Source organism: Corynebacterium sp. S5S1 (genome assembly GCF_001913985.1).
In the GTDB taxonomy this organism is placed as follows: Bacteria; Actinomycetota; Actinomycetes; order Mycobacteriales; family Mycobacteriaceae; genus Corynebacterium; species Corynebacterium marquesiae.
In genome coordinates, this window is sequence record NZ_MKXT01000057.1 from 1 (window position 1) to 4,810 (window position 4,810).

A 4,810-nucleotide genomic window follows, 5' to 3' on the forward strand; every position below is an offset into this window, starting at 1 on the left:
CTCAACGAAACACCCCGACAAATCCTCGGCGGCGCAACCCCACGTGAAATACTTAACGAACTATTCAAGCGTGGCGCATCCACCGCTTGATTCCGCCCATCATCCTTATCCTTCCCGTATTGGTTTTCTCCTTCTCCTTCGTTGCTGCGATCTCCCAGTTCTCGCTGGGCATGGAAAAGGAATACGGCGCGGACCACCACGCACAGTCCGATAAGGTTATCCGCAACTCCGCCATCTTGCTGACTATCTTCACCATGTTCTTTGTCTGGTCCTGCGCCCTGGCCATGGGCGCGGACGGCATGCAGGAAGCTAATGACAAGAACCTGCCGGTACTTTCCTACTTCGCCAACGAAACCGGCACCCCATTTATGGCTTACATGGCGCCCATCGTGGTTATTTGCGCAGTGGCTTCGTCCTATTTCGGCCACGCCCTTGGCACCATCGAGGGTACCCAGTACCTCTTCAACCTGGCCGCCCCGAAAGCCACAAAGAAGATGTCTGCGCGCACGCTTGACCTGTGGACCTACCTCTTCATCTTCATCACCACGTCTCTAGTAGGAATTTTCAACCCCTCGATCCTGGACATGATTTCTGTCGTAGGCGGCGTCTTCTTCGCCTTCATGACCTACCTGCTGCCTATTTGGGTCATCTACCGTGTGGAGGCACTAGCCCGCTTCCGCGGTAAAAAGACCAACTTCTTCGTGGCGATCATGGGACTTATTGTGCTCTTCGCCACCATCTGGGGAATGTTCCAATAATCCCACAAAAACATGGTTCGACAAGGCCTTTTCCTCTCTGGCAGGGTGGGAGACATCATGTCAGAACAGGAAAAGGATCCCGACCTGAAAATCAAGCTCGGGCAGAATAACGAAATCAAACTTAAAAACAAATACGAGACGTTTTCCATCGCCAATGACATCGCTATCTCCGTGGTTTTTATCCTCGGCTCGGTGCTAACACTTGCCGGCTTGTCGATGGTCGCTACCGTCTTCTACCTTCTGGGCAGCCTCGGCATGGCAGCCCGCCCGGCTATCCGCTTAAAGCGCCGCACACACCTGCAACGCATTGGCGCAGATGCAAACACTGCCGAAAGTTATGACTATTAAGCCGCAGATGGGCTAGCAGTAAACTTTCAGCAACTAGCAGGGACTTATCAGGCACAATCCATTGTGGTAGCAGCCCCATGCCCCATACTTAAATCATGCGTTTGAGAGAGCGCATACGAGAGAGATAGAGAGAACCCCTCAGTTTCCAGAGGGCGGCTTAAGCCGATACATGGAAACACCTTGTAGAGAGAGACGCCTGCGGCCCTCGGTTCCTTTTGGTTCCGAGGGCCGCAGGCGTTTTACCTTGTGCCGAAGCGCTACTGGTGCAGCTTATTGTGTTTCGAAGCGAATAGCACCGCAGTTCCGGTCACCAGCGCCGCAGCCACCAAATAGAAGGCAGGAGCAAGCTGCAGGCCTGTGACATCAATAAGCCAGGTGGCAATCATGGGAGCGGTACCGCCAAAGACAGCATTAGCCGTATTAAACGTCAGTGCGAAGCCGGACAGGCGCACGTGCGTGGGGAATTGTTCGGAAAGGAAGGAGGGCAGGACGCCGTCGTTAAGCGCCAGCACGCCGCCCAAGCACACCTGGATGATAATGACAAGCAGGAGCCCGGCGCCATCGAGAAGCATAAAGGCCGGAATGATGGACACACCCATGAACGCAGCCGCGCACAGCATCGTCGTGCGGCGACCAAGACGATCCGAAAGCATGCCGGTAAGCAAGGCAAAGCCCACATAGAATGCGGACGCCACCGAGGACGCGATAAACGCCGGCGTCGCGGCCATGCCCAACTCCTCCGACAGGTAAGTGGGCAGGTAGGTCAAAATGACGTAGAAGCCAATGGCGTTGAGCACCGCGCCCGCAAAGGCAATCGCCAGGGCCTTGGGATACTTGAGGACCTCACGCAACGGGGACTCCTCTGGCTCATCTTGGTCCTCAAAGTGGGAGGACTCTTCCGTGTTGCGGCGAATCCACAGGCCATACAGCCCCAAAGGCAGCGCAATGAGGAATGGTACGCGCCAACCCCAGGAATCCAGGGCGGCATCATCGAGGACTCCAGTCAACAGCGCAGCAATGAGCGAGCCCAACAGCAGGCCCGAGGCCGTCGCGGACGGCACTACCGCGGAGTAAATGCCACGCTTGCCTGCAGGAGCAATCTCGGCTAAGTGCGTGGCCGCGCCCGCATACTCACCGGCCGCGGAAAAGCCCTGCACCATGCGGCACAGCAAAAGCAAGATGGAGGCGGCAAAGCCAATGGTGCCATACCCCGGCAGGAAACTGATGCACGCGGTAGCCACCGACATCATCACAATAGACACCGTCAGCGTGTGGATGCGCCCGTATTTATCACCGAAGTGACCCCATACAATGCCTCCCAACGGCCGCACCAGGAACGACAGCGCGAAGAGCGCAAACGTCATAATCAGCGCGCGGCGGCCTTCCATCTCCGGAAAGAACACGCGGGAGATAATCGCCGACATATAGATATAGGCCGCATAATCGAACCACTCAATAAACGTGCCGATAAACGCCGCCTTAATGGCCGAGCGATCTTGGCGTTTAGTTTCTTCTGTATCTTCCACCTGCGCCTGCTCGGCGTTCTTGGCTGGGGGTTGGGCTGTGAGAGGAGACATGCTCCTCACCTCGATTCTGTAGCTATACAAGCATGTGAAACGGCGCAGCCAGACTACGCGCATATCTTCCAGCCTACAGAAACGAACTATGTCCTACGTCACTTTCATTTGCCAATGTTGCACAGCTTCACCCCTGCCCCGCTTTCCGACGCCCTCCCCACCCCATTCCCAGCCACTAACAGCAACCCAACAGCTAGACCTCATGGGTGCTACGGCCCAGTGCCCCATACTGATTGCGGGCGTTGGAGACAGCGCATATGAGAGATAGAGAACCCCCTGCAGTTTCCACAGGGCAACAGGACTCTCTAACAAGAGTCTAAGCATCACGCGGACGAAGGCCTTTGCGGAAGCTTTTTATCAAAATCAATGAGACGGCCCAGCGCCCAATCCTTATCAGTAAGCAGGCGAGAAAAGACCAAACCGGCACCAATAGATCCAACTACCATCATTCCAGTTGCTACATTGGCCAATGCTTGATCCATCTGACCATCGTTCAAATAAAACACTGCCCGGAACATCGTCACCCCTGGGATCATAATCACCGCGGCCGGAACGGTGGTTGTAATACGAGGAAGACGCGCCCTTTTAGAAGCTACTGCCCCCAGCAACCCGATAAGCAATCCCCCCACAAAGGCTGCAAAGAAAATGGTTGTTCCCGCGTGAATTAGAATCAAACGAAGCTCATTTGCCACGGTTCCAACACACGCCGCTACTAAGACCATGCGGCGCGAAGAGTTAAAAAGAAAAGCAAACCCAGCAATGCCCAGAAAACTTGCCAGCGGCGCCAACAGAAACCATTGCATATCCTGTGCAGGTGCAGGTGGGTCAGGGCTAAGTTTAGTCAGCCAGCTAACCATTGAGACCGTGAAGGCGGCCGTAAATATAACGGTAAACGCATACCCCAACCTGACAATACCCGCATCAAGATCAAAGCGGGCTATGTCGATCAAAGCAGAGAAGAGCGGAAACCCGGGAATCAGGAATAAAACGGCCGCCACAAAACCCGAGGACAGTTCACTGGGTTCCACCAAGCCTATGGCCCCGAAAAATTCCGTCAACAAGAAGAAAACTATGCTTGCCGTCGCTCCACCAGCAATCACTCCTCCAATTTGATGAACGTGACGGTGGAGAACTGTATAACGAACAAACTGGCCTGCAAACGCCGCCAAAGCAACCAACCCCACTGCTTCCAGCGGGAAAAAATTAAGATACGCAAACGCCGCACATGCGATCGCGGCAGCGAAAGAAAGGATTAGACCGCCCCAGCGCTTTTTGACATTATGCTCAATAGTATCCAGCATCGCCGCTAACTCCTGAGCAGTGATCCCTGCGTAGAGGCGGTTGTGGGTTAAATCTTCCAAGGCTTCGATCCGAGAGGCATCAACTGCAGGCGAATGTTGCCGAGCAATGACCGTCCGGAAGTATTCGCCGCGGTGAAACGTACAGGTAATCTGCGTCAGACCCACTGTGGCATCTAGATGGTCAAAGCCCAAAGCTCGCGCACTCCGTTTCATCCCTCTAAGTACGCGATAACCAGAGGTGCCGGCACCCATTAGGAGCATTCCCACCCGCAATACAACGTCCGCCTCGACACCCATTTGCCGATGCATCTCTGGATCAAATTGTTGTGCCATATCTCCTCCTCTGACATTGCTCTCGGCGCACAATTAAAGACTTGCCCACCCCAACCCGATAGCGCGCTTGTAGCTTTCCTAAAATCTTACGCAAAAGAAGCCTCTTGTGAATCATGTTCAGCAATCCAAAGGCCTCCACCTTTTATACCCGTAACCTGGTTGAGCTATTTTTACCCTCCCCAAATGGTTGCCACTATATTCACAGACAAATTTCAGACCTATGGCAGCCTAGCGCGTTACCTTGAATTTACGTGTTCGAGAGAACGCAAGAGAGATAGAGAGAACCAGTTCCAGCGCCCTGTGGCCCCAAGCGAGGCTCGGGCGTTGGAGCTGTTTTAGGGGTCTGCAGGTTGGGGCGTGGAGGAAGGGGTGGGCGTCGGAAAGCGATGCATGGGGGTTAAACGACAAGATGTGTTGTTTTCCGGCGTGTCGGGGTAAACGACATTTTGTGTTGGTGGACTGCGTGGTTTAGGGCACGTGGCCTTTGCGTATT

The 4,810-nt window shown here is 54.4% G+C and carries 4 protein-coding genes; 2 read left to right on the forward strand and 2 right to left on the reverse strand.

All coding sequences use genetic code 11. The annotated features are described in order from the left end of the window. The first annotated feature begins 86 nt into the window (after positions 1-86). Both BKN05_RS11560 and BKN05_RS11565 read left to right on the forward strand, forming a co-directional pair. Complete coding sequence (locus BKN05_RS11560; protein WP_286688698.1) at positions 87-758, forward strand: amino acid permease; 672 nt, start codon at positions 87-89, stop codon at positions 756-758. A 57-nt stretch (positions 759-815) separates the two neighbouring features. Beyond that, entirely contained in the window at positions 816-1,106 is a 291-nt protein-coding gene (locus tag BKN05_RS11565; RefSeq protein WP_225745835.1) for a YrhK family protein, read from the forward strand. 257 nt (positions 1,107-1,363) lie between these two features. Here BKN05_RS11565 and BKN05_RS11570 read toward each other — a convergent pair whose 3' ends face one another. Continuing rightward, positions 1,364-2,683: an MFS transporter gene (locus BKN05_RS11570; protein WP_286688699.1), complete on the reverse strand. Its 1,320-nt coding sequence runs from the start codon at positions 2,681-2,683 to the stop codon at positions 1,364-1,366. A 323-nt stretch (positions 2,684-3,006) separates the two neighbouring features. Beyond that, positions 3,007-4,317, reverse strand: a complete 1,311-nt coding sequence (locus BKN05_RS11575) for a threonine/serine exporter family protein (RefSeq protein ID WP_232619495.1) — start codon at positions 4,315-4,317, stop codon at positions 3,007-3,009. Positions 4,318-4,810 lie beyond the last annotated feature (493 nt).

What these genes read in the sequence shown, in the direction of transcription:
- BKN05_RS11575 (WP_232619495.1), bottom strand. Translation starts at nt 4,317, where the DNA reads ATGGCACAACAATTTGATCCAGAGATGCATCGGCAAATGGGTGTCGAG.
- BKN05_RS11570 (WP_286688699.1), bottom strand. Translation starts at nt 2,683, where the DNA reads ATGTCTCCTCTCACAGCCCAACCCCCAGCCAAGAACGCCGAGCAGGCG.
- BKN05_RS11565 (WP_225745835.1), top strand. Translation starts at nt 816, where the DNA reads ATGTCAGAACAGGAAAAGGATCCCGACCTGAAAATCAAGCTCGGGCAG.